The organism is Streptomyces solitudinis (assembly GCF_036323765.1).
GTDB lineage: Bacteria > Actinomycetota > Actinomycetes > Streptomycetales > Streptomycetaceae > Streptomyces.
The window spans coordinates 141,787-163,202 of record NZ_JAZDCW010000011.1 but is presented as its reverse complement, the minus strand read 5'-3'; the positions used below and the strand labels follow the sequence as shown (position 1 = coordinate 163,202).

25 protein-coding genes are annotated in these 21,416 nt (G+C 74.7%); 19 read left to right on the top strand and 6 right to left on the bottom strand.

The annotated features are described in order from the left end of the window. Nucleotides 1-114 precede the first annotated feature (114 nt). From V1J52_RS23860 to V1J52_RS23850, 3 genes are all read left to right on the top strand, one after another. The gene (locus tag V1J52_RS23860; protein ID WP_330142030.1) at nt 115-339 is read left to right on the top strand and encodes an SCO5555 family protein; all 225 of its coding nucleotides are present in this window, start codon (nt 115-117) and stop codon (nt 337-339) included. 124 nt (nt 340-463) lie between these two features. Next, nucleotides 464-1,099, top strand: a complete 636-nt coding sequence (locus V1J52_RS23855; protein WP_330142029.1) for an HU family DNA-binding protein — start codon at nt 464-466, stop codon at nt 1,097-1,099. A gap of 86 nt (nt 1,100-1,185) precedes the next feature. Continuing rightward, on the top strand, nt 1,186-1,389 hold the full coding sequence (locus V1J52_RS23850; RefSeq protein WP_330142028.1) for a hypothetical protein: 204 nt from the start codon (nt 1,186-1,188) through the stop codon (nt 1,387-1,389). On the opposite strand, the gene cofC is transcribed toward V1J52_RS23850, so the two are convergent. Continuing rightward, complete coding sequence (gene cofC / locus V1J52_RS23845; protein WP_330142027.1) at nt 1,361-2,020, bottom strand: 2-phospho-L-lactate guanylyltransferase; 660 nt, start codon at nt 2,018-2,020, stop codon at nt 1,361-1,363. The two genes, V1J52_RS23850 and cofC, sit on opposite strands and share 29 nt — an antisense overlap. A 132-nt stretch (nt 2,021-2,152) precedes the next feature. On the opposite strand from cofC, the gene V1J52_RS23840 reads away from it, so the two are divergent. The 3 genes from V1J52_RS23840 to V1J52_RS23830 all read left to right on the top strand — a co-directional run bounded on the left by V1J52_RS23840 (nt 2,153) and on the right by V1J52_RS23830 (nt 5,247). Then, a complete protein-coding gene (locus V1J52_RS23840) occupies nt 2,153-2,983 on the top strand; it encodes a lysophospholipid acyltransferase family protein (RefSeq protein WP_330142026.1) in 831 nt (276 codons plus the stop codon). After that, nucleotides 2,980-3,981 (top strand): NAD(P)H-dependent glycerol-3-phosphate dehydrogenase, encoded by a 1,002-nt coding sequence (locus V1J52_RS23835; protein WP_330142025.1) that lies wholly within the window; start codon nt 2,980-2,982, stop codon nt 3,979-3,981. The genes V1J52_RS23840 and V1J52_RS23835 overlap by 4 nt, the downstream gene beginning before the upstream one ends. Before the next feature lie 108 nt (nt 3,982-4,089). Further along, nucleotides 4,090-5,247 carry a D-alanine--D-alanine ligase family protein gene (locus tag V1J52_RS23830; protein WP_330142024.1) on the top strand — a complete coding sequence of 386 codons (1,158 nt, stop codon included), beginning with the start codon at nt 4,090-4,092 and terminating at the stop codon, nt 5,245-5,247. A gap of 9 nt (nt 5,248-5,256) precedes the next feature. On the opposite strand, the gene V1J52_RS23825 is transcribed toward V1J52_RS23830, so the two are convergent. After that, on the bottom strand, nt 5,257-5,784 hold the full coding sequence (locus V1J52_RS23825) for a DUF3515 domain-containing protein (RefSeq protein ID WP_330142023.1): 528 nt from the start codon (nt 5,782-5,784) through the stop codon (nt 5,257-5,259). Between the two features lie 20 nt (nt 5,785-5,804). Continuing rightward, nucleotides 5,805-6,038 carry an Lrp/AsnC family transcriptional regulator gene (locus V1J52_RS23820; RefSeq protein WP_330142022.1) on the bottom strand — a complete coding sequence of 78 codons (234 nt, stop codon included), beginning with the start codon at nt 6,036-6,038 and terminating at the stop codon, nt 5,805-5,807. Between the two features lie 98 nt (nt 6,039-6,136). Here V1J52_RS23820 and V1J52_RS23815 point away from each other — a divergent pair, with 98 nt between their 5' ends. Continuing rightward, nucleotides 6,137-7,129 (top strand): thiamine-phosphate kinase, encoded by a 993-nt coding sequence (locus V1J52_RS23815; protein WP_330142021.1) that lies wholly within the window; start codon nt 6,137-6,139, stop codon nt 7,127-7,129. Continuing rightward, nucleotides 7,126-7,959, top strand: a complete 834-nt coding sequence (gene thiD / locus V1J52_RS23810) for a bifunctional hydroxymethylpyrimidine kinase/phosphomethylpyrimidine kinase (RefSeq protein WP_330142020.1) — start codon at nt 7,126-7,128, stop codon at nt 7,957-7,959. The genes V1J52_RS23815 and thiD overlap by 4 nt, the downstream gene beginning before the upstream one ends. A 105-nt stretch (nt 7,960-8,064) precedes the next feature. Here the strand turns inward: thiD and rpmB are convergent, their stop codons facing one another. Further along, complete coding sequence (rpmB, locus tag V1J52_RS23805; protein WP_028426177.1) at nt 8,065-8,250, bottom strand: 50S ribosomal protein L28; 186 nt, start codon at nt 8,248-8,250, stop codon at nt 8,065-8,067. A 276-nt stretch (nt 8,251-8,526) separates the two neighbouring features. On the opposite strand from rpmB, the gene V1J52_RS23800 reads away from it, so the two are divergent. From V1J52_RS23800 to V1J52_RS23790, 3 genes are all read left to right on the top strand, one after another. Next, entirely contained in the window at nt 8,527-10,170 is a 1,644-nt protein-coding gene (locus tag V1J52_RS23800; protein WP_330142019.1) for a DAK2 domain-containing protein, read from the top strand. A 38-nt stretch (nt 10,171-10,208) separates the two neighbouring features. Beyond that, nucleotides 10,209-12,455: an ATP-dependent DNA helicase RecG gene (recG, locus tag V1J52_RS23795; RefSeq protein WP_330142018.1), complete on the top strand. Its 2,247-nt coding sequence runs from the start codon at nt 10,209-10,211 to the stop codon at nt 12,453-12,455. 119 nt (nt 12,456-12,574) lie between these two features. Further along, nucleotides 12,575-13,096, top strand: a complete 522-nt coding sequence (locus V1J52_RS23790; protein ID WP_330142017.1) for a hypothetical protein — start codon at nt 12,575-12,577, stop codon at nt 13,094-13,096. A 49-nt stretch (nt 13,097-13,145) separates the two neighbouring features. On the opposite strand, the gene V1J52_RS23785 is transcribed toward V1J52_RS23790, so the two are convergent. Then, nucleotides 13,146-14,039, bottom strand: a complete 894-nt coding sequence (locus V1J52_RS23785) for a phosphorothioated DNA-binding restriction endonuclease (protein ID WP_330142016.1) — start codon at nt 14,037-14,039, stop codon at nt 13,146-13,148. A 159-nt stretch (nt 14,040-14,198) separates the two neighbouring features. Here V1J52_RS23785 and rsmD point away from each other — a divergent pair, with 159 nt between their 5' ends. The 7 genes from rsmD to mutM all read left to right on the top strand — a co-directional run bounded on the left by rsmD (nt 14,199) and on the right by mutM (nt 19,644). After that, entirely contained in the window at nt 14,199-14,903 is a 705-nt protein-coding gene (rsmD, locus tag V1J52_RS23780) for a 16S rRNA (guanine(966)-N(2))-methyltransferase RsmD (protein WP_330142015.1), read from the top strand. Beyond that, complete coding sequence (gene coaD / locus V1J52_RS23775) at nt 14,900-15,409, top strand: pantetheine-phosphate adenylyltransferase (RefSeq protein ID WP_330142014.1); 510 nt, start codon at nt 14,900-14,902, stop codon at nt 15,407-15,409. The genes rsmD and coaD overlap by 4 nt, the downstream gene beginning before the upstream one ends. Nucleotides 15,410-15,513: 104 nt before the next feature. Then, the gene (locus V1J52_RS23770; RefSeq protein WP_330142013.1) at nt 15,514-16,812 is read left to right on the top strand and encodes a cell division initiation protein; all 1,299 of its coding nucleotides are present in this window, start codon (nt 15,514-15,516) and stop codon (nt 16,810-16,812) included. Nucleotides 16,813-16,980: 168 nt separating this feature from the next. After that, a complete protein-coding gene (locus V1J52_RS23765) occupies nt 16,981-17,583 on the top strand; it encodes a YceD family protein (RefSeq protein WP_330142012.1) in 603 nt (200 codons plus the stop codon). 2 nt (nt 17,584-17,585) lie between these two features. After that, nucleotides 17,586-17,759: a 50S ribosomal protein L32 gene (gene rpmF, locus V1J52_RS23760; protein WP_027751459.1), complete on the top strand. Its 174-nt coding sequence runs from the start codon at nt 17,586-17,588 to the stop codon at nt 17,757-17,759. 19 nt (nt 17,760-17,778) lie between these two features. After that, complete coding sequence (rnc, locus tag V1J52_RS23755; RefSeq protein ID WP_330142011.1) at nt 17,779-18,645, top strand: ribonuclease III; 867 nt, start codon at nt 17,779-17,781, stop codon at nt 18,643-18,645. A 129-nt stretch (nt 18,646-18,774) separates the two neighbouring features. Beyond that, nucleotides 18,775-19,644, top strand: a complete 870-nt coding sequence (mutM, locus tag V1J52_RS23750; RefSeq protein ID WP_330142010.1) for a bifunctional DNA-formamidopyrimidine glycosylase/DNA-(apurinic or apyrimidinic site) lyase — start codon at nt 18,775-18,777, stop codon at nt 19,642-19,644. Nucleotides 19,645-19,693: 49 nt separating this feature from the next. Here the strand turns inward: mutM and V1J52_RS23745 are convergent, their stop codons facing one another. Beyond that, the gene (locus V1J52_RS23745; RefSeq protein ID WP_330142009.1) at nt 19,694-20,719 is read right to left on the bottom strand and encodes a CAP domain-containing protein; all 1,026 of its coding nucleotides are present in this window, start codon (nt 20,717-20,719) and stop codon (nt 19,694-19,696) included. Nucleotides 20,720-20,850: 131 nt separating this feature from the next. Here V1J52_RS23745 and V1J52_RS23740 point away from each other — a divergent pair, with 131 nt between their 5' ends. After that, nucleotides 20,851-21,150: an acylphosphatase gene (locus tag V1J52_RS23740; RefSeq protein WP_330142007.1), complete on the top strand. Its 300-nt coding sequence runs from the start codon at nt 20,851-20,853 to the stop codon at nt 21,148-21,150. Nucleotides 21,151-21,416: the final 266 nt, after the last annotated feature.

Sequence of the window (21,416 nt, the reverse complement as noted above, 5' to 3'; positions counted from 1 at the left end):
CCCACAGACTTGGCCGGAAAGGTAGCCTTGGTGGCTGGATCTGCTCCATCGTCATCGAGTGGCGTGTTGGACCCCCACAGGGCGACAACTCCCCTCAGATGGCACAATCGGTACATGGGAGGCGATGACGAACTGGCGCTGTACGGTCTCGTCGCCGACCGGCTCAAGGAGGCGCACGCGAAGGTGCGTGCCCTGCACGTCCCGGAGGGCGAACGGGAGGCGCTCACCCGGCGACTGCTCGTCATCACGGCCGCGGCGAAGCACGATCTGGCCGCGGCGGCGCGGCGGCTCGAACGGCTGATGGAGGAGATCGACGGCGGCCGCTTCCCTTCTGCATGACCGGCAGTTCGTTGCGGCACAAGGGTGATTAGCCCGTTTCGTGTTTGATTTGCGGTATATATCTGCCTACCGTGCGAAAAAGCTTGAACAGATACGTTCTGGCAATGCCTCCGAAGGGGAAGACGTGAACAAGGCGCAGCTCGTTGAAGCGATCCAGGACAGGCTGGGCGGCCGCCAGCAGGCCGCCGAAGCGGTCGACCACGTGCTGGACGCGATCGTCCGTGCCGTGTGTGCGGGCGAGCGCGTCTCGGTCACCGGATTCGGCTCGTTCGAGAAGGTCGAGCGCCCCGCGCGCTACGCCCGCAATCCCCAGACGGGCGAGCGGGTTCGGGTGAAGAAGACCGCGGTGCCGCGGTTCCGGGCGGGCCAGGGGTTCAAGGACCTGGTCAGCGGGGCGAAGAAGCTGCCCAAGAACGACGTCGCCGTGAAGAAGGCGCCCAAGGGCAGCCTCTCCGGCGGCACGGCCACGAAGAAGGCCGCCACCAAGAAGGCCGCGGCGAAGAAGGCCGCAGCGACGAAGTCGGCGCCCGCCACCGCCAAGAAGGCGGCCCCGGCGAAGAAGTCCGCCGCCAAGAAGGCGCCCGCGAAGAAGAGCACGGGCACCCAGGCCGCGGCGAAGAAGTCCGCCGCCAAGAAGAGCACCGCCCAGAAGCCCGCGGCGAAGAGCGCCCCCGCCAAGAAGAGCACCGCGAAGAAGGCACCGGCCCGCAAGACGAGCGCGCGCAAGACCACCGCGAAGAAGACCGCCCGCAACCGGTGACCGCGGGCGACGAAGCCGGGCCGGGCCCTCGTGGAGAGCCCGGCCCGCGGCCGTGTCCGGGGCCGTGACGCAATAGGCTGCCCGGTATGCAGGCCACCGCGTACACCTACGACCCCCGCACGCGCACCGGCAGCGTCCTCCTCGACGACGGCACGCCGGTGCCCTTCGACGCCTCCGCCTTCGACGCGGGCGGCCTGCGGCTGCTGCGCCCGGGGCAGCGCGTCCGCATCGAGACCGAGGGCAGTGGCACCGGGCTGCGTGTCACGTTCGTGACGCTCCAGACGTTCTGAGCGTGTAGTCCCCCACCCCCAGCGCCAGGGCCGCGAGCAGGTCCGCGCCGGTGTCCACGTCCCGGCGCACGCTCTCCACCCCGCCGACCGCGAGCTCCACCGCCCCCGAGGCCAGGTGGCGGCTGCGCGATTCCCCGCCGAAAGCCGGAGCCAATTCCACGCCCGGAGCCGCCGACAGCAGCGTGGTGCCGATTCCCGCGGCGTCGGCGAGAAATGCGCGCGGGAATTCCCGTGCCGCCCGCAGGACCCGGTCCAATTCCGCCGGGCGCAGTGCGGGCAGATCCGCGTTGACCGCCGCCACCGCCGCCGGGGGGCGCGCCGCCCGCACCGCACCGGCACCGTGGACGAGCGCCGCGTTCAGACCCCGGCCGGGCACGTCGGGCACCACCCGGGCGCCGAGCGCCGCCAACTCGCGCGCGGCGCGGGCGTCGTCCGTGACAACCACCACATCGCGCACGGCGGGACAGGCCAGTGCCGCGGCCACCGTGTCCTGCGCGAAGGCCAGCGCCAGACGGGGACGCAGCAGCTCCCCGGCGGCCGTGGCGAGCCTGCTCTTGGCCCGGTCCAGGGACTTCAGGGGCACGACCAGGGACCACCGGGCCCCGGCGTCCGCGCGTCTGTCGGCAAGCATCGGGCCCATTCTCACCCGGCCGTGCGGCCCGGGGTTACGGTGTCACTCGACAGGGCCGTGGTCCAGGGCCACACTTGTGCGGTCGCCCCCGGCTCAGCGGTGCGCAGCAGGCAATGAGGAGATGGTGTCCCGGTGTCCCGCCGAAAGATCGGGTTCTGGTACCGCTTGGCGGCGGTCATCGCGAAACCGCCCCTGCTCGTCCTTTTCAAGCGTGACTGGCGCGGGGCGGAGCACATGCCCGCCGAGGGCGGATTCATCACGGTGGTGAACCACAACTCCTATCTCGACCCGCTGTCCTACGCGCACTTCCAGTACAACACCGGACGCGTTCCGCGGTTCCTCGCCAAGGTGAGCCTGTTCGGCCGCGGCTTCGTGGGCACCGTCATGCGCGGGACCGGGCAGATCCCCGTCTACCGCGAGTCCGCCGACGCCGTGGGCGCGTTCCGCGCCGCCGTCGAGGCGATCAACCGGGGCGAGTGCGTGGCGTTCTACCCGGAGGGCACCCTCACCCGCGACCCCGACATGTGGCCGATGGAGGGCAAGACGGGGGCCGCCCGCGTCGCCCTGCTCACCCAGGTGCCCGTCATCCCCGTCGCCCAGTGGGGCGCGCACGAGGTCATCCCCCCGTACGCCAAACGCAAGCGGGTGCGGCTGTTCCCGCGCCGGACCCTGCGGGTGCAGGCCGGGCCGCCGGTGGACCTCTCCCGCTTCCACGGCCAGGCCCCGACCGCCGAGGTGCTGCGCGCCGCCACCGACGCGATCATGGACGCCATCACCGAGCAGCTCGCCGACCTGCGCGGCGAGACGCCCCCCGCCCAGCGGTACGACCGCCGCGCGGCGCTGGACGCCCGGCGCGGGAAGCGGCGTACGGCCGGCCGGAGCGCCACCGGCCGGGCCGCGGCCCCCGAGGCCGTGCCGCAGCCCGAGGGGCAGCCGGTCACCGCCGAGGGGGAGCCCGCGTGACGAAGGCCGCCGTGTTCGGCACCGGTTCGTGGGGTACGGCCTTCGGCATGGTGCTCGCCGACGCGGGCTGCGAGGTGACGCTGTGGGGACGCCGCCAGGATCTGGCCGACTCCGTCAACACCGCCCACACCAACCCCGACTACCTGCCCGGCGTCGAACTGCCCGCCGCGCTGCGGGCGACGACCGACCCGGCGCAGGCCGCCCGCGACGCCGTGTTCACGGTGCTGGCCGTGCCCTCGCAGACGCTGCGCGACAACCTCGCCCGGTGGGCGCCGCTGCTGCCGCCCGACACCGTCCTGGTCTCCCTCATGAAGGGTGTGGAACTGGGCAGCACCAAGCGGATGAGCGAGGTCGTACGGGAGGTCACCGGCGCGGACGAGGGGCGCGTCGCCGTGCTCTCCGGCCCCAACCTGGCCAAGGAGATCGCCGCACGCCAGCCCGCCGCCTCCGTCGTCGCCTGCCGGGACGAGGCCGTGGCCAGGCGGTTGCAGCGGGCCTGCCACACCCCCTACTTCCGCCCGTACACCAACACCGACGTGGTGGGCTGCGAGCTGGGCGGTGCGGTGAAGAACGTCATCGGACTGGCCGTGGGCATCGCCGACGGCATGGGCCTGGGCGACAACGCCAAGGCGTCGCTGATCACCCGGGGCCTCGCGGAGACGACGCGGCTCGGCCTGGTCCTCGGCGCGGACCCGGCCACGTTCGCCGGGCTGGCCGGGATGGGCGACCTGGTCGCCACCTGCTCCTCGCCGCTGTCCCGCAACCACACCTTCGGCTCCAACCTCGGACGCGGCATGACGCTGGCCGAGACGATCGCCGTCACCCGGCAGACCGCGGAGGGCGTCAAGTCCTGCCGGTCCGTGCTGGACCTCGCCCGGCGCAACGGCGTGGAGATGCCCATCACCGAGACGGTCGTGGACATCGTGCACGAGGAGAAGCCGCCCATGGTGGCGCTCAAGGAGCTGATGGCGCGCAGCGCGAAGGCCGAGGGGCACTGAGGCCGCCGGTGCCCGTCCGGCGCCGGACGGGCGCCCGTGCCGCGGCGACACGGCCGGACGTCGCACGCCCGTGCGCCGCCGGGCGGGGCAGCCGGTAATCTCGACGCGATGAGCACGCCTATGAGCCCCAGTTCCGCCCCGCGCCCGTCGCGGAAACCCCGTGTCGCCGTCGTCTTCGGCGGCCGCAGCTCCGAGCACGGCATCTCCGTGCTCACCGCCGGTGCCGTGCTGCGCGCCATCGACCGGGAGAAGTACGACGTCCTGCCCGTCGGCATCACGGCCGACGGCCGCTGGGCGCTCGCCGACGACGCTCCCGAGCGGATGGCCATCACCGGGCAGCGGCTGCCCGGCGTGGCGGAGCTGGCCGGGACGTACCCCGGCCACGTGGCCCTCCCGGTGGACGCCACCAGCCGCGAGGTGACGTACAGCGAGCCCGGGACGGTGCCCAAGGCGCTGGGCGAGGTGGACGTCGTCTTCCCCGTGCTGCACGGCCCCTACGGCGAGGACGGCACGATCCAGGGACTGCTGGAGATGTCCGGCGTGCCCTACGTGGGCTCCGGGGTGCTGTCCTCGGCCGTCGGCATGGACAAGGAGTACATGAAGCGGGTCTTCGCCTCCTACGGGCTGCCGGTCGGCCCGTTCACGGTGCTCCGCCCGCGCGAGTGGGCGCGGGACCAGGCGGCGGCGCGCAAGAAGGTCGTGGACTTCGCCGCCGAGCACGGCTGGCCGGTCTTCGTGAAACCCGCACGGGCCGGTTCCTCCATGGGCATCACCAAGGTCCACGACGTCACCGGGCTCGACGACGCCGTCGAGGAGGCCCGCCGGCACGACCCGAAGGTCATCGTCGAGGCGCTGCTGAGCGGCCGGGAGATCGAGTGCGGGGTGCTGGAGTTCGGTGACGGCCCCCAGGCCAGCGTGCCCGCCGAGATCCCGCCGGTCACCAGCCACGACTTCTACGACTTCGAGGCGAAGTACATCGACTCGGCCGCCGGGATCGTGCCCGCGCCGCTGACCGCGGAGCAGACGGCCGAGGTGCGGCGGCTGGCCGTCCTCGCCTTCGAGGCCGCCTCCTGCGAGGGCCTGGTGCGCGCCGACTTCTTCCTCCAGGACGACGGGGACTTCGTCATCAACGAGATCAACACCATGCCGGGGTTCACACCCATCTCCATGTACCCGCGCATGTGGCAGGAGTCCGGCGTCAGCTACCCGGAACTGGTGGACCGGCTGATCCAGGCCGCCCTGCACCGCCCCACCGGGCTGCGCTGAGCGGGCGGGTCACAGCGGCCGCTCGGGCACGGCCCGCCCGACGGGCTCCGCGAGGGCGGTGAGCGCGTTGATCTCCGGCGCGTACGCGCCCGGCACCGTCAGCTCCACGAACGCGGAGCGCCCGGTGGTGGTGAAGCGGTAGCCGTCCTCACGCTCCTCCAGGAGCCAGGAGACGCCGTTCACCTCCACCGCGTCCGCGGTGGGGTTGTAGTGTTCACTGCCGGGCGTCAGCGGGCGCGGCCGTGGAACGCCGCAGCGCAGCTCGATGCCGGGGTCGCCCCAGACGGCGGTGAACACCGACACCGGCTCCCGTTCCACGCGGGCCTGCCCGGCCAGTTCCGCGGGGAGCAGCCCGGCGAGCGCGCGGCAGTCCGCGGCCACCGCGCCGGAGGGGCTGGGCACGGCGGGGCCCTTCGGCGAAGGGCCCGCGCACCCGGTGGCGGACAGGACGGCGACGGCCGCGGCGGCCAGGAGGGCGCGGCGGGTGCCCGGACGGACGCGGCGACGAGGGCGGGGACGGCGGGGGAACAGCCTCACGCCGCGAGCATACGGGGGAGCTACAGATGCACGACCGGGCAGGTCAGGGTGCGGGTGATGCCGTCGACCTTCTGCACCTCGGCGACGACGAGGCGGCCGAGGTCGTCCACCGTGTCGGCCTGCGCGCGGACGATCACGTCGTAGGGGCCCGTCACGTCCTCGGCCTGGAGCACGCCGGGCAGCGAGCCGATGACGTCGGCGACGGCCGACGCCTTGCCCACCTCTGTCTGGATCAGGATGTACGCCTGTACCACGGAACCTCCAGGGCGGCTTTGAGGATCATGGAGCTGGAAGGGACGCTACGGTATCGCGTCGTCACCACCAGCGGCGAGCATTGTGAAGGGGCAGACGGATGCTGAGTTCCCCCGGGGGGCGTCCCCCCACGCGCGGGACGGTGGGAGAGCTGGGCGAGTTCGGCCTCATCCGGGAACTGACGTCCCGGATCACCGCCACGCCCGCGGTGCGGCTGGGGCCCGGGGACGACGCGGCGGTGGTCGCCGCCCCCGACCGCCGGGTCGTCGCCAGCACGGACCTGCTGCTGGAGGGGCGCCACTTCCGGCGCGACTGGTCCACCGCCTACGACGTCGGGCGCAAGGCGGCGGCGCAGAACCTCGCGGACATCGCGGCCATGGGCGCCGCCCCCACCGCGCTCCTGCTCGGCCTCGTCGTCCCCGCCGAGCTGCCCGCCACCTGGCCCGCCGAGCTGATGGACGGCCTGTGCGACGAGTGCCACGTCGCGGGCGCGGCCGTGGTGGGCGGCGACGTGGTGCGCGGCGACACCATCACCGTGGCCATCACCGCGCTGGGCGACCTGCACGGCCGGGACCCGGTCACCCGCTCCGGGGCCCGCCCCGGCGACCTGGTCGCCGTCACGGGCTGGCTGGGCTGGTCGGCGGCCGGGTACGCCATCCTGAGGCGCGGCCTGCGCTCGCCCCGCGCCTTCGTCGAGGCCCACCGCCGCCCGGAACCGCCGTACCACGCCGGACCGGCCGGCGCCGCGCTGGGCGCCACCGCCATGACGGACGTCAGCGACGGCCTCGTCGCCGACCTCGGGCACATCGCGGAGGCCAGCAAGGTCCGCATCGACCTGTGCACCGCCGCCCTGGACGTGCCCGCCCAGATGAACGACATCGGCCAGGCCGTCGGCGTGGACCCGCTCCAGTGGGTGCTGACCGGGGGAGAGGACCACGCGATCGTGGCCACCTTCCCGCCGGGCCGCAAGCTGCCCGCCCGCTGGCGGGTCGTCGGCGAGGTCCTGCACCCCGCCGCCCTGCCCCGCGTCACGGTGAACGGCGCGCCCTGGGAGGCCGCCGACGGCTGGGACCACTTCCGAGGAGACGCATGAACACCGGCGACCCCGCCACCCCCGTCCGTGTGCTGACCGTCGCCGGGTCCGACTCCGGCGGCGGCGCGGGCATCCAGGCCGACCTCAAGACCATGCAGGCCCTCGGCACCCACGGCATGAGCGTGCTCACCGCCGTCACCGCGCAGAACTCCCTGGGCGTGCAGGGCGCGTGGGAGCTGCCGGCCGAGGCGGTGCGGGCCCAGTTCCGCAGCGTCGTGGACGACATCGGCGTGCAGGCCGTGAAGACCGGCATGCTGTCCGGCCCGCAGCTGGTCCAGACGGTGGCCGCGTTGCTGCGCACGGTGGACGTGCCCGTCGTCGTGGACCCCGTGGGCGTCTCCAAGCACGGCGATCCGCTGCTGGCGGCCGACGCGCTGGACGCGGTGCGCACCGAGCTGCTGCCCGCGGCGACCGTCGCCACGCCGAACCTGGACGAGGTCGCCCAGCTCACCGGCGTCACCGTGGAGTCCGAGGCGGACCTGCGGCGGGCCGCCGACGCCGTCCTGGCGTTCGGACCGCGCTGGGCGCTGGTCAAGGGCGGCCACCTGCCGGGCGAGGCCACCGACCTGCTCACCGACGGGGACGCCGTGTACTGGCTGCGTGCGCCGCGCCACCCGAACCGCCACACGCACGGCACCGGGTGCACGCTGGCCAGCGCGATCGCCGCCGGGCTGGCCGGGGGCCAGGAGGTGCCGGAGGCCGCCACGGCGGCGAAGGAGTACGTCACCGGGGCGATCGCCGCGGGGTTCGCCCTGGGCGCCGGGATAGGCCCGGTCGACCACGCCTGGCGCCTGCGCGACCGCCCGCGGCCGGAGACGTCCGGCGGGTGAGGACGCCTGGTGCGGGGCGCGCCCCGGCCACGGCATGCGAGAAGCCGGTCCGCCCAGGGCGGACCGGCTTCTCGCGACCGGGAGGGCCGCGCGGCGACTATCGCGTCAGCGCGAGACCTTGCCGGCCTTGATGCACGAGGTGCAGACGTTGAGGCGCTTCGGCGTCCGACCGACCACGGCACGCACGCGCTGGATGTTGGGGTTCCAGCGACGCGGGGTGCGGCGGTGCGAGTGGGAGATGCTGTTGCCGAAGCCCGGCCCCTTGCCGCAGACGTCGCAGTTGGCAGCCACGGGTCACTCCAAAGACTTCAGATTCACGTACGGTGGGTCCTGGCCTCGCGGAGATCAGACCGCTCGGAGCGGAACTCACCGGCAGTGCCAGGGGGAAAGACGGCTGCCCGATGCTTCGCTTCAGGCAACCGAAGCAGCATACAACGACTGCTTACGGACACAGAAATTAGCATGCCCGCTCCGCTCCCCGCCTCCCGCCCCGGCCCTGTCCTGCGGCTACGCTGCCCCGAACGCCACGCCCGGCAGGACGCGCACGCCGACCGAGGAGGACCGCCGGTGCCGCACACGTTCGACGCCGCCGCGGTCCGCGACTGGTGCGCGCGGGCGCTGGACGCGCTCGGCAGCGACCGGGAGGCCATCGACGCGATCAACGTCTACCCGGTCGCCGACGCCGACACCGGCACGAACCTGTACCTCACCGTCGAGGCCGCCGCGCAGGCCGTCGAGGCCGCCTGCGCGGGGGAGCCGACGACGGCCGAGGCCGTCGCCGCCATGGCGCACGGCGCCCTTCTGGGGGCGCGCGGCAACTCCGGCACGATCCTCGCGCAACTGCTGCGCGGCATGGCCGAGGGCATCGCGGCGGGCACCGGCCTGTGCGGCGCGCTGGAGCGCGCCGCACACCTGGCCAGGGACGCGGTGGCGCACCCGGTGGAGGGCACCATCCTCACCGTCGCGGCGGCGGCGGCGACGGCGGCCCGCGAGGCCGCGCCCCCGGCGGGCGGCGGCGGTGACGGCACCGGGCGGGACCGTCCGGACGACGCGGCCGTGGCCCGCGCCGCCTGCGAGGGCGCCCGCGCCGCGCTCGCGGCCACCCCCGGACAGCTCGCGGCGCTCGGCGGCGCGGGCGTCGTGGACGCGGGCGGGTACGGGCTCCACACGGTGCTCGGCGCCCTCCTCGCCGCGCTCACCGGGGAACGCCCCGCGCGGCCGCCGACCACCGTCCCGGACGCCGGGCAGCCCCGGCCCTCCGGCGGCGCGGCGGCCCCCGCACCGGCCGGGGGCTGCGCGGGGGCCGCCGCGGCGGGTCCGGAGTTCGAGGTCATCTACCTGCTGGAGGCGCAGGAGGCCGCCGTGGCGGCGCTGCGGCACCGGCTGGACGCCCTCGGCGACTCGCTCGTCGTCGTCGGCGGGGACGGGCTGTGGCACGTCCACGTGCACGTGGACGACGCGGGGGCCGCCGTGGAGGCGGGCCTGGAGGCGGGCCGTCCGCACCGCGTCCGCATCACGCACCTCACCGGGCGCGCCGCCGCGCCCGCGCTCGCCGAACGCGCCGTGGTGGCCGTCGTGCCGGGCGACGGGCTGGCGCGGCTGTGCACCGAGGCGGGCGCCACCGCGGTCACCGTGCGCCCCGAGGAGCCGCCCGGCAGCGGCGAGCTGGCCGCCGCGGTGCGCGGCGCCCGCGCCCGCGAGGTGGTGCTGCTGCTCGGCGGTGCGGAGCTGCGCCACACCGCCGCGGCGGCCACCGAGCAGGTCCGCACCGAGGGCGTGCGGGTGGCGATCATCCCCGCCCGCTCCCCGGTGCAGGCGCTCGCCGCCCTCGCCGTGCACGAGCCGTCACGCCGCTTCGACGAGGACGTCGTCGCCATGACGTCGGCGGCCGGCGCGACCCGTTTCGCCGAACTGGCCGTCGCCGAGCGGCAGGCGTGGACCACGTGCGGCGTGTGCCAGGCCGGTGACGTGCTCGGCCTGATCGACGGCGACGTCGCCCTCATCGGCACCGACCTCACCGCCGCCGCCACCGAGGTGCTGGAGCGCATGCTCGCCGCCGGCGGCGAGCTGGTCACCCTGGTGCTCGGCGCGGGCGCGCCCGAGGGACTGGCCCGGCACCTGCGGGAGCGGGTGCGCCGCGGCCACCTGGGCGTGGACACCGTCGTCTACACGGGACGGCAGCCCTCCCCGCTGCTCATCGGCGTGGAATAGCGGCACTGTCACACCCGTAGGCGAGGATGGACGGCACGATGGACACTGCGTCGGCACTGGGCGAACCCCTGAAGAAGACGGTCGGCGGCACCACCGCGAAGGTGCTCGCCGATCACCTCGGCCTGCACACCACCGGGGACCTGCTGCACCACTACCCCCGCCGCTACGCCGAGCGCGGCGAGCTGACGCGCCTGGCCGAGCTGCCGCTGGACGAGCACGTCACCGTCGTCGCCCAGGTCGCCGACGCCCGGCTGCTGTCGTTCAACCGGGGCAGGGGCCAGCGCCTGGAGGTCACGCTGACCGACGGCAGCGGGCGCCTCCAGCTCGTCTTCTTCGGCAGGGGCGCCTACGCCCACGAGAAGAAGCTGCTGCCCGGCCGGCGCGGCATGTTCGCGGGCAAGGTCTCCGTCTTCAACCGCAAGCTCCAGCTCGCCCACCCCGACTACAAGCTCCTGGACGAGGACAGCGACCGCGCGGCGGCCGAGAAGTTCGCCCGCGCCCTGCTGCCCCTCTACCCGGCCTGCCGCCAGTTGTCCTCGTGGCAGATCGAGCAGGCCGTCGACACCGTCCTCACCTCCATGGCCGCCATCGGCTGGGCGGGGCTGACCGACCCGCTGCCGGAGGCCCTGCGGGAGGGACGCGGCCTGCTGCCGCTCGCCGACGCGCTGCGCGCCGTCCACCGCCCCGCGTCCCACGCGGACGTGCACGCCGCGCGGGACCGGCTGAAGTGGGACGAGGCGTTCGTCCTCCAGGTGGCCCTGGCCCGCCGCCGGTCCGCCGAGGCCGCGCTGCCGGCCGTGCCGCGCGAGGCGTCCCGCGACGGTCTCCTCGCCGCGTTCGACGCCCGGCTGCCGTTCACCCTCACCGAGGGCCAGCGGCAGGTCAGCGCCGAGGTCTTCGCCGACCTGGCCACCGCCCACCCCATGCACCGCCTGCTCCAGGGCGAGGTCGGCTCCGGCAAGACGATGGTCGCGCTGCGGGCCATGCTCGCCGTCGTGGACGCGGGCGGCCAGGCCGCCCTGCTCGCACCGACCGAGGTGCTCGCCCAGCAGCACCACCGCTCGGTGGTGGAGATGATGGGGGAGCTGGCCGAGGGCGGCATGCTCGGCGGCGCGGAGCTGGGCACGAAGGTGGTGCTGCTGACGGGTTCCATGGGCGCGGCGGCCCGCCGCAAGGCCCTGCTGGACCTGGCCACCGGCGAGGCGGGCATCGTCATCGGCACCCACGCCCTCATCGAGGACAAGGTGCGCTTCCACGACCTGGGCCTGGTGGTGGTGGACGAGCAGCACCGGTTCGGCGTCGAGCAGCGCGACGCCCTGCGCGCCAAGGGCGCGCAGCCGCCGCACCTGCTCGTCATGACGGCCACGCCCATCCCGCGCACCGTGGCGATGACCGTCTTCGGCGACCTGGACGTCTCGGTGCTGGACCAGCTCCCCGCCGGGCGGTCCCCGATCGCGTCCCACGTCGTGCCCGCCGCCGACAAACCGCACTTCCTGGCCCGCGCCTGGGAACGGGTCCGCGAGGAGGCGGAGGCCGGACACCAGGCGTACGTCGTCTGCCCGCGCATCGGGGACGAGGAACCGGGCGCGGACCGCGCCGCGGGACAGGACGCGGCGGACGGCGGGGCGGGGGACGGACCCGAGGACGGCGCGGACGGCGGGGCGGAGCGCCGCCCGCCGCTGGCCGTGCTGGAGGTCGCCGGACGGCTCGCGGACGGACCGCTGGCGTCCCTGCGGGTGGAGGCGCTGCACGGACGGATGGCGCCCGACGCCAAGGACGACGTCATGCGCCGCTTCGCGGCCGGCGAGGTGGACGTGCTGGTGGCCACCACCGTGATCGAGGTGGGCGTCAACGTCCCCAACGCCACCGTCATGGTGATCCTCGACGCCGACCGCTTCGGCGTCTCCCAGCTCCACCAGCTCCGCGGCCGGGTGGGCCGGGGCGCGGCGCCGGGGCTGTGCCTGCTGGTGTCCGAGGCCCCGGAGGGCAGCGCCGCCCGCGGCCGCCTCGACGCGGTGGCCGCCACGCTGGACGGTTTCGAGCTGTCCCGCATCGACCTGGAGCAGCGCCGTGAGGGCGACGTGCTCGGCCAGGCCCAGTCCGGGGTGCGCTCCAGCCTGCGCATGCTCACCGTCATCGAGGACGAGGACGTCATCGCCGAGGCGCGTGCGGAGGCCACCGCCCTCGTCGCCGCCGACCCGGGGCTCGACGCCCACCCGGAGCTGCGGCTGGCGCTGGACGCGCTGCTGGACGAGGAGCGCGAGCAGTACCTCGACAAGGGCTGAACCGGGCGCCCGGGGGTCCGTCCCGCGCCGGCCGACTGTCAGTGGCGGCTGGGAGAATAGGACCAGTCCGAGCCAATCCATAAGAGGATGGGCCAACTTGGACGACTTGGGGGCTCTTCATGGCATTCCGGCACATCAACGAACTCCCGCTGGGCGACAAGGTCTTCCGGATCGAGCTGGCCAGCGACGACGACGCCACCGTGACCCTCGGCCTCACCGGCTGGCACGAGGCCACGCCCGACACCCCGCTGGCCTCCGGCACGCTCACCCTGCCGCTGGCCGACGTGCCCGCCCTGCGCATCGCCGTCAACCGCGCGCTGCGCGCCCTGGCGCTCGCCGCCGACGTCTCCGAGCCCATCCCGGACCGGGACGTCCTGCGCGAGCTGTTCCCCGGCCACGGCGCCCCCTGGGTGCCCGCGCACGAGGAGGACCTGACCCGCCGCTTCCACGCCGGTGAGACGATCGCCCGCATAGCCGCCCGCTTCGGCCGCACGCCCGACTCGGTGCGCACCAAGCTCCGGGAGCTGGGCCACGACCCGCGCCGTCCCGAGGACTGCCCGCCCGACGGCTGCCTGTCCTGGTCGCGCTACGCCTCCCCGGCCCTGGTCGGCGCCGCCCCGCAGGAGGCGGCGGGGAGCTGACGGCCGCCCCGGCGGTCCTCGTGGCGCCGCCGCCGCGGGGCCGCCGGGCTCAGGCGGCCAGCCGGGGCTCCCCGCGGAAGACCTGCGCGGTGTGCCAGGCGATGTGCTCGGCCGCCACCGGCTCCGCACCGGGCTGCGGCCCCGCCAGCTCCCGCCCGGCCAGGGCGATGACCTGCGTACGGGCGGTGTCGCTGCGGCCGGTGAACTCCCGGGAGACCATGATGCGCCGCCCGGCGTCCAGGCCGAGGACGCCCTTGTCGAGCAGCTTGTGGTGCAGCGCGCACAGGCACAGCCCGTTCGCCGGGTCGTCCGGCCCGGCCAGCGCCCACCAGCGCACGTGCGCCGCCTCCAGCCCGACGGTCGTCCCGCCCAGCAGTCCGTCGTAGCCGCAGAAGGCGCACCGGAACTCGTAGGCGGCGAGCACCCGCCCCCGCAGCGCCGGGTCCCGGCGGCGGCCGTCCGGCTCCTTCGGCCAGGCCGGCCGCGCCGCCCCGGCGAGGTCCAGTCCCGCGTCGGCGGCGATGTCGGCGTGCAGGGACGGCGGGAAGTGCGCGTCCAGCAGCGCGTGGGCGAGCTGCCCGAGCAGCGCCGGGTCCCGCCGGAGCGCCTCGCGCAGCCCGGGCGCCAGCCGCCCGGTGGCGCCCTCGGCGCGCAGCGCGCCCACGCCCGAGCCCGGACTGCCGTGCCCGGACTCCGTGCGCACCTCCCACAGCCCGTCGCTGACGAGGTGGTGGAAGGGGTAGCCGGGGGAGGTGGCGCGGCGGGGGCCGTAGGCGTCCAGCAGGCGGCGCAGGTCGCGCTCCACGTCGGTGAACGCCAGCGCCGCGCCGGCGTCCCGCTGGAAACGGCTGAGCGCGTACAGCAGGAGCAGCGGCTTGTGCGGCGCCCGCTCCCCGGCGCGGGCCCACCGCCGCAGCCCCCGTACCCGCCCCAGCCAGTCCACCCGCTCAGCCTAATGGCGGCCTTCGCGGGGCCGCTGGCGGCCCGGCACAGCCCGCGGCCGGAGCCCGGCGGGTCCGCCGGGCGCATCCCCGGGGGCCGGGCGCCGGGGGTGCCGGGTGGACGGCTCGCGGCGGCGGAGTGAGCGGCGCACGACGGCGCGGTGGGCGGTGCGCGGGGCGGCACCGGGCGGCGGCGGCCTATCGTGGGAGCGGCGCGGCACACCCCCGTCCCGCCGGACCACGCCTGGCCCCCGTTCCCTCCCGTAAGGACGCCCACGACCATGACCCGCGTCATCGCCGGAGCCGCAGGCGGACGGCGGCTGGCCGTGCCGCCGGGCCAGGGCACCCGGCCCACCTCGGACCGCGCCAGGGAGGGCCTCTTCTCCAGCTGGGAGGCGCAGCTCGGCGGCTGGTCCGGGCTGCGGGTGCTCGACCTGTACGGCGGCTCGGGCGCCGTCGGCCTCGAAGCGCTGTCCCGGGGCGCCGCCCACGTGCTGCTCGTGGAGGCCGACGCCCGTGCGGCGCGCACGATCCGGGAGAACGTCCGCGCCCTGCGTCTGCCGGGCGCCGAGGTGCGCGCCGCGCGCGCCGAGCAGGTCCTCGCCGGACCGGGGCCCGAGGAGCCCTACGACGTCGTCTTCCTCGACCCGCCGTACGCGGTCGGCGACGCCGACCTGCGCGAGATCCTGCTCACACTCGCCGGGAAGGGCTGGCTCGCGGCCGGCGCCCTGGTCACCGTGGAGCGCAGCACGAGAGGCGGCGAGTTCCGCTGGCCGGAAGGCTTCACCGCGCTGCGTGCGCGGCGCTACGGCGAGGGAACGCTCTGGTACGGTCGCGCCGCCCGGCATGTTACCGCCGCGTCATGAACAGCTCGGAGAGCGAGGAAACGCCAGTGCGCCGCGCCGTCTGTCCGGGGTCCTTCGACCCCATCACCAACGGGCATCTCGACATCATCGCCCGTGCCGCCAAGCTCTACGACGTCGTGCACGTCGCCGTGATGATCAACAAGAACAAGCGCGGCCTGTTCACCGTCGAGGAGCGCATCGAACTCATCGAGACGGTGTGCGCGGAGTACGGGAACGTGCAGGTCGAGGCGTTCCACGGGCTGCTGGTCGACTTCTGCAAGCAGCGGGACATCCCCGCCATCGTCAAGGGCCTGCGCGCGGTCAGCGACTTCGACTACGAACTCCAGATGGCCCAGATGAACAACGGCCTCTCCGGCGTGGAGACCCTGTTCGTGCCGACGAACCCCACCTACAGCTTCCTGTCCTCCAGCCTGGTCAAGGAGGTCGCCACCTGGGGCGGCGACGTCTCCCACCTGGTGCCGCCGCAGGTGTTCGCGGCGCTCACCGAGCGGCTGGCCGGGCAGTGACGTTCCGCCGGTAGCGCCCCGGCGCCGCACCGCTGCGCCCGGGCCGCCGCTGCCCGGTCCCTCGCGGTGTCGCTCCGGCCGCCCGTGCCCGTACAGTCCCTCCCGTGGACGTACAGCTAAGACTCGACGACATCGTCGCGGCGGTCCGGAACGCGCGGGCCATGCCCATGTCCGCCTCGTGCGTGGTCAACCGTGCCGAACTGCTCGGCCGCCTGGAGGAGCTGCGCGAGGCGCTGCCCGGCTCGCTCGCCCAGGCGCAGGAACTGCTCGGCGGCCGGGAGCAGATGGTCGCCGACGCCCGCGAGGAGGCGCAGCGCATCATCGAGGCCGCCCGCTCCGAGCGCGGTTCGCTCGTCTCCGGCACCGAGGTCGCCCGGCGCTCCCAGGAGGAGGCCGACCGCATCCTGGCCGAGGCCCGCCAGGAGGCCGCCCAGATCCGCGCCGAGGCCGACGACTACGTCGACAGCAAGCTCGCCAACTTCGAGGTCGTGCTCAGCAAGACCATCGACTCCGTGGGACGGGGCAAGGACAAGCTCCTCGGCCGGGTGCCCGGTGAGGACGCCGCGGACGACGAGCCGGAGCGCCCCGCCGACCCGGGCGAGCTGCGCGAGCGGGCCGACGCCTACGTCGAGGCCCAGTTCCGCGCCTTCGAGGCGGTGCTGACCAAGACGCTCGACGCGGTGGGCCGGGGCCGCACCAAGCTCTCCGGGCACCGTCCGATCGACGAGCTCGGCGCCCACCTCGCGGCGCAGGACGAGGCCGGGGCCGAGGACCACCACCGCGTGCACGTCACCGACGCGGAGTACCTGGCGGGCCTGGCCGAACCCCAGGCGGACGCGCCGCCGCCGGCGGACCGGCCGGACGCCGCCCCCGGGCCGGCGCAGTCCGCCCCCGGGGCGCAGCCGCAGGACGCCTCCTCCTACGCGCCGGCCCCCTCCTACGCCCAGGGCGGCTACGAGCAGGGCGGCGGCTACGCGGACGGCACGTACCAGCAGGGCGGGTACCAGCAGGGCGGGTACGCGCAGGACGGCTACGGGTACGGGGGGGACGGCTACGGCCAGTCCCAGCAGGACCACCACCAGCAGGGCTACCCGCCCCAGCCCGGCGCCGTCCCGCACGACCCGTACGCCGGGCAGCCGGACCCGTACGCCGGGCAGCACGCCACGGCCCAGGGCGGGTACGCCCAGGACGGCTACGCCCCGCAGGGCTATCCGGAGCCGTACGGGCAGGGCGCCCCCTACCCGCCGGAGCAGGGCTACGCCGGGCAGGACGGCTACCCGCCGCAGCCCGGCGGCTATCCGTCCGGGCAGCAGCCGGGAACGCAGCCGCTCGACGAGACGAGCCTCTTCGACACCAGCATGATCGACATGGACCAGTTGCGCCGCTACGAGCAGGGCCGGTAGCCGAAGCGTCCCGATTGGGCCGTTCGCCGCAGGTGAAGTATCCTGGCTCATCGGTCGCACGCACGCCTGCGGCTTCCGGCTGCCCGGGGGAACCGCCGGGTGCGCCGCAATCCTCCCGATGAAAGCAGGAGAGCCCTGAACGCCCCCCTCGACCACCGTGCCCCTCTCGTGTTCGACACACGCGAGCTGGGCCGTCGTCCCGGTGCGCTCAAGCGGCTGACCCGTACGGTGCCCGCGCCCAAGGACCTCGGTACCGAGGTCATCGGGGTGCCCGAGGGCGCGTCCGTGGAGCTGGAGCTCCGGCTGGAGGCGGTCATGGAGGGCGTGCTCGTCACGGGTACCGCCCGTGCACCGCTGACCGGGGAGTGCGTAAGGTGTCTGGAGCCGCTGGAGCAGGAAGCCGAAGCGGAATTCCAGGAGCTGTTCTCCTACCCCGACGCCGACGACCGGAACCGCTTCGCGGACACCGGTGACGACGCCGAGGACGAGGACGACACGCTCCGCCTGGAAGGGGATCTGTTCGACCTCGAACCCGTGCTGCGGGACGCGGTCGTGCTGTCGCTTCCGATGCAGCCCGTGTGCCAGGAGGACTGCCCGGGGCTGTGCCCGAGCTGCGGCGCACGGCTCGCGGACGATCCCGACCACGGGCACAACGAGGCCGCCGACATCCGGTGGGCGGCCCTGGAGGGACTCGCCGAGGACATCCGCCACGGCGAGAAGGACAACGTGAACGGCACCGCCCCCGGTGCCGACGAGAAGCAGGAGAAGTAGCCGTGGCCGTTCCCAAGCGGAAGATGTCGCGCAGCAACACGCGCCACCGCCGGTCGCAGTGGAAGGCTGCGGTCCCCAACCTGGTCAAGTGCGAGCGCTGCCAGGAGCCGAAGCTTCAGCACATCGCGTGCCCGAGCTGCGGCACCTACAACAAGCGTCAGGTCCTCGAGGTCTGATCGGCGGGTGGCAGGCTTCATGTCAGACGCCAGTACGCCCAAGCGGGCAACGGCGCATCTGGCGGATGCGGCCTCGTCCCACACGCTTCTGGAAGGGCGGCTCGGGTACCAGCTTGAGTCCGCCCTTCTGACGCGTGCGCTGACGCACCGCAGTTACGCCTACGAGAACGGCGGTCTGCCGACGAACGAGCGCCTGGAGTTCCTCGGGGACTCCGTGCTCGGCCTCGTGGTGACCGACACGCTCTACCGGACCCACCCCGACCTGCCCGAGGGGCAGCTCGCCAAGCTCCGCGCGGCCGTGGTCAACTCACGCGCCCTCGCGGAGGTGGCCCGGGGCCTGGAACTGGGCTCGTTCGTCCGGCTCGGCCGTGGCGAGGAGGGGACAGGCGGCCGCAACAAGGCGTCGATCCTCGCGGACACCCTCGAAGCGGTCATCGGTGCCGTCTACCTCGACCAGGGGCTGACGGCGGCGGACGAGCTGGTGCACCGGCTGTTCGACCCGCTGATCGAGAAGTCGGCGGGCCTGGGCGCGGGCCTGGACTGGAAGACCAGCCTCCAGGAACTCACCGCCGCCGAAGGGCTCGGGGTGCCCGAGTACGTGGTCACCGAGACGGGCCCCGACCACGAGAAGACCTTCACGGCTGCCGCCCGCGTCGGTGGTGTCGCGTACGGCACCGGCACCGGCCGCAGCAAGAAGGAAGCGGAGCAGCAGGCCGCCGAGACCGCGTGGCGGGAGATCCGCGCCGCCGCCGACGGAGCGGCCCCGGCTCCCGGCACCGTGGACGCCCAGGGCGCCCCCGTCGCCGGAGCGCCGGGGGAGGACGCCGAGGCGGCGCCCGTCAAGGAGAGCGCCGACCGCACCGCGTCCGCCGACGCCCGCCGCTGAGCCCCGCGTCCGCCCGGCGGACGCGGGCAGCCGCACCGCCGTCCGCCGCGTGCCGGTACCCACCGGCGCGCCGGCGGTGGGTACCGGCTTCTTCGATGCCGGCCCGGTGAGGACCGAGGAGGGGAGACCGTGCCCGAGCTGCCCGAGGTGGAGGTCGTCCGCCGTGGCCTGGACCGCTGGATCAGCGGCCGGACCGTCGAGCTGGTCACCGTGCTGCACCCCCGTGCCGTGCGTCGGCACGTCGCGGGCGCCGAGGACTTCGCCGCCCGCCTCGTGGGCCAGCGCGTCGGCACGGTGCAGCGGCGCGGCAAGTACCTGTGGCTGCCGCTCGGCCGGACGCCCGCCGAGCCGGAGTGCGCCGTCCTGGCCCACCTGGGGATGAGCGGCCAGCTCCTGGTGCAGCCCGCCGCCGCGCCCGACGAGCGCCACCTGCGGGTACGGATCGCGTTCGCCGACCGGGACCAGGGGGAACTGCGCTTCGTCGACCAGCGCACCTTCGGCGGGCTCTCGGTGCACCCGGTGCTGCCCGGCGGCCTGCCGGACGTCATCGCGCACATCGCCCGCGACCCGCTGGACCCGGCCTTCGACGAGGACGCCTTCCACACGGCACTGCGTGCCAGGCGCACCACGCTCAAGCGGGCCCTGCTCGACCAGTCGCTGATCAGCGGCGTCGGGAACATCTACGCCGACGAGGCCCTGTGGCGGGCGCGGCTGCACTACGAGCGCCCGACGGGGACGCTGACCCGGCCCCGCACCGCCGAACTGCTCGGCCACGTCCGGGACGTCATGACGGCCGCCCTGGCCCAGGGCGGCACCAGCTTCGACAGCCTGTACGTCAACGTGAACGGCGAGTCGGGGTACTTCGACCGCTCGCTGGACGCCTACGGCCGCGCGGACCTGCCCTGCCGGCGCTGCGGAACGCAGATCCGCCGCCGCCCCTGGATGAACCGCTCCAGCTACCACTGCCCGCGCTGCCAGCCACCACCGCGCACCCGCTGACCGCCGCCCCTGCGGCACACCCCCGGACCACGGCAGCCGCGCGAACGGCTCAGAAGCCGAAGTTCTGGGTCCACCAGGGGCCGCCGGAGGCGAAGTGGCCGCCGACGCCGAGGGTCTGGAAGTCGCAGTTCAGTATGTTCGCGCGGTGGCCGGGGCTGTTCATCCACGCCTCCATCACCGCCTCCGCGTCGGCCTGCCCCCGTGCGATGTTCTCGCCGCCCATGTGCGAGACGCCCGCCGCCTCGGCACGGTCCCACGGGCTGCGGCCGTCAGGGTCGGTGTGCGAGAAGAAGCCGCGCTCGGCCATGTCCCGGCTGTAGTCGCCGGCCAGCGCCGCCAGCCCGGGGTCGGCCCGCAGCGCGCTGCACCCGGCGGCGGCCCGCTCCTGGTTGACGAGGGTCAGCACCCGTGCCTCCGCCTCGGAGTGGACGCCCGGTTCCTGCGGCTGGGGGGCCGGCCGCTGGGTCTCCTCGCGTCCGGCCGGGGGCGTCGTCTCGCGGCTGGGGCCGGTGTCGGCCGCGGGCGGCGCGGTGGTGGTCCGGCGCTCCGGCTCCGGTGCCGGCTTCGTCGCGGGCGGGCCCGGCTGCGTGGTGGAGGCGTCGGGGGTCGCGGAGGGCTTCGGGCTCTTCGAGGCGTCGGGGGACGTGGAGGGCTTCACGCTCGGGGAGGCCGAGCGGCGGTCGTCGCGGCTGGCCGCGCTCTCGTCCGGCCGGGGGCTCGCCGAGGTGCCGGCGGTCTCGGCGTCGGGCACGCCGTCGGCCTGCACGGAGGTGGCCGGTCCCTCGTCGCCGTCCAGCCGCAGGCCGCCGACGCCGGGTACGAGGCCGCTGCCCACGGCGACGGCGCCGAGGGCCATCGCGGCCGAGACGCCGAGCATCCCGGTCCGCACGGGTGCCGCCTTGCGCCTGCGGTGAGAGCCACGCCGTCCGGCTCCGCTCCCGTCCGCGTCGCCCAGCGTGCCCCGGTACAGCTCGGTGGACGGCCCGGGCACGGCTGCGGGCGCGTGCGGGGCGGCGTGGCCGGGCGCGGAGTGGCGCGCGGCCGCGGCGGGGTTGACGCGTCGATGGCGGCCCATGGGGTGCAGTCCTCACGTACTCGACGGCGGTCGCTTCACCCGATCGAGTGAAGCCCGTTCCGGGGGAATGTACGCCATCCCCCGGAAGGCGGAAGTGCGCCGGTGTGAAGAGACTGGATAGCGTGCGTCACATGAGCACGGCGGGACATGACGCGGACGACGTACGGATGACGGCCTGGGTGCGCGGGCAGGTGCAGGGCGTCGGCTTCCGCTGGTACACGCGGGCGAACGCGCTGCGCGTCGGAGGACTGACCGGTTTCGTCGCCAACCTGCGCGACGGACGGGTGCAGGTGGTGGCGGAGGGGCCGCGGGCGGGCTGCGAGGAGCTGCTCGCCTGGCTGCGCGGCGCCGACACGCCCGGCCGGGTGGACGGCGTGACGGAGATCTGGGACGCGCCCCGTGGCGGCTACCGGGGATTCGAGTCCCGCTGAGGAACCGCTCGACCCGCCGGTGAGAGCTTGCTCACGTCGAGGTGGGCGGAACTGGTTGCCAATCGCCGCCTGACGTGGAAGGCTGCCGACACAAGTGATCCACAAGTGGCTCCTGCGGACGTGCGGGGCCTGAGCTCCGGCGCTTCGGCGCCGTCCGAGCCGGGCCGACCGCGCACACGGCATGTGATCGTGTTGACCGTGAAAACTTTTGGTGAGACGCTTGAACTACCCCGCACCTTGTCTGTTTGGCCCTGAAATCGGCGCCG

Excerpts from the sequence above, each read along its gene's own strand:
- cofC (WP_330142027.1), bottom strand. The coding sequence starts at position 2,020 with ATGCTTGCCGACAGACGCGCGGACGCCGGGGCCCGGTGGTCCCTGGTC.
- V1J52_RS23830 (WP_330142024.1), top strand. The coding sequence starts at position 4,090 with ATGAGCACGCCTATGAGCCCCAGTTCCGCCCCGCGCCCGTCGCGGAAA.
- V1J52_RS23815 (WP_330142021.1), top strand. The coding sequence starts at position 6,137 with ATGCTGAGTTCCCCCGGGGGGCGTCCCCCCACGCGCGGGACGGTGGGA.
- recG (WP_330142018.1), top strand. The coding sequence starts at position 10,209 with ATGGACACTGCGTCGGCACTGGGCGAACCCCTGAAGAAGACGGTCGGC.
- thiD (WP_330142020.1), top strand. The coding sequence starts at position 7,126 with ATGAACACCGGCGACCCCGCCACCCCCGTCCGTGTGCTGACCGTCGCC.
- rnc (WP_330142011.1), top strand. The coding sequence starts at position 17,779 with ATGTCAGACGCCAGTACGCCCAAGCGGGCAACGGCGCATCTGGCGGAT.
- V1J52_RS23860 (WP_330142030.1), top strand. The coding sequence starts at position 115 with ATGGGAGGCGATGACGAACTGGCGCTGTACGGTCTCGTCGCCGACCGG.
- V1J52_RS23745 (WP_330142009.1), bottom strand. The coding sequence starts at position 20,719 with ATGGGCCGCCATCGACGCGTCAACCCCGCCGCGGCCGCGCGCCACTCC.
- coaD (WP_330142014.1), top strand. The coding sequence starts at position 14,900 with ATGAACAGCTCGGAGAGCGAGGAAACGCCAGTGCGCCGCGCCGTCTGT.
- V1J52_RS23850 (WP_330142028.1), top strand. The coding sequence starts at position 1,186 with ATGCAGGCCACCGCGTACACCTACGACCCCCGCACGCGCACCGGCAGC.
- V1J52_RS23790 (WP_330142017.1), top strand. The coding sequence starts at position 12,575 with ATGGCATTCCGGCACATCAACGAACTCCCGCTGGGCGACAAGGTCTTC.
- V1J52_RS23740 (WP_330142007.1), top strand. The coding sequence starts at position 20,851 with ATGAGCACGGCGGGACATGACGCGGACGACGTACGGATGACGGCCTGG.